This is a genomic window from Paenibacillus roseus (assembly GCF_016424485.1).
Lineage (GTDB): Bacteria > Bacillota > Bacilli > Paenibacillales > Paenibacillaceae > Paenibacillus_D > Paenibacillus_D roseus.
Map to the genome: position 1 here is coordinate 1 of NZ_JAELUP010000108.1, position 1,279 is coordinate 1,279.

A 1,279-nucleotide genomic window follows, 5' to 3' on the forward strand; every position below is an offset into this window, starting at 1 on the left:
TGTAATGCTCCCCAATGTCAAGACACGATTTTCTGAGGAATAAGTTAATCCTCCTTGTCGTGTAGTCTAGCAATTTAGGATGCGATTTTTTCAGATGAATGAGCATAGAATTGATCGGGCATGGCTCCGCCTAGCGATTTATGAGGCCGTTCCTGGTTGTAAAATTGGACATAACGAGCTATCCCTTTACGCAGCGCCCGAGGGTCTTCAAATTCGTTGAGGAAGATACATTCGTACTTGAGCGACCGGAAATAACGCTCTGTGCGGCTGTTATCCGTTGCTCGGCCTTTACCGTCCATCGAGACCCTCACTGCTGCTTTCTCTAGCAGTTCAAGATAATCAGCATTGGTGAAATGGGAGCCCTGGTCGCTGTTCATAATCTCTGGCTTGCAACGACTGAAGGCGCGTTTAAGACATTTCAGCACAAAGCCTTTCTCGAGCGTGCTGGACAGTTCATAATCGATGATTTTACGACTGTACCAGTCGATGATGTTGAACAGGTACATGAATCCCTTGCCCAGCCGGATATAGGTGATGTCGATTCCCCAGACCTGATTCGGACGGTCAATCGTTAACCCACGAAGCAGGTAGGGCCGGGTATACTTGGCATGAAGGCGCTTGCTCAGGTTCGGCTTCGGATAGATCGCCTCCAGGCCCATAAGCTGCATAAGGCGGCGTACACGCTTACGATTGATCTCGAAGCCTTGCTCTCGAAGGAACCATGTCATTCGCCGGTAGCCGAAGTACGGGTGCTTCATGTAGATCTCATCGATCCGATGCATGATCTGTACGTTTTCTTCGTTCTCACGATGCTCCTTCTCAGGGCTGTATACGCTGGTTCTGTTAATGCTAAGAAGGTCTGCCTGACGCTTGATCGTGATCTCTGCATTGTCACGCTCGACCATGGCTTTACGTGTTCCGGTCGATTCATTTAAGACCAGATTTTTTTTTGAGCCAGTCGACCTCAACAGTGAGTTGGCCAACCAGCTTCTCTAGATGCTCTTGTTTGCTTTCGTACTCCTTTCTCACTTTGTCGACTTCACTCGTCTTCTTCTCAAACACCGTGGTGGCACGCTCTAGAAACTCCGATTTCCAGCGGCTAATCATCACGGGGCTAAGCTCATATTTAGCTGCAATTTCGTTCACGGTTTGCTCCTCACGGAGCACCTCCAACACGACTTTGGTCTTAAACTCTGCGGTATATCGGTTCCGTTTTTCCATGGCTTCATTATAACTTATTTTTTCCCCTCCCGTGTCTCAACCTATGGGAGCATTATAG

General features: G+C 48.5%; 1 protein-coding gene. It reads right to left on the bottom strand.

Annotation, left to right across the window (positions count from 1 at the left end):
* Positions 1-74: 74 nt before the first annotated feature.
* A protein-coding gene (locus JFN88_RS22385; RefSeq protein WP_438943395.1) for an IS3 family transposase occupies positions 75-1,221 on the bottom strand; the annotation gives its coding sequence in 2 pieces (ribosomal slippage) (positions 75-951 and positions 950-1,221; 1,149 coding nt in all).
* Positions 1,222-1,279: the final 58 nt, after the last annotated feature.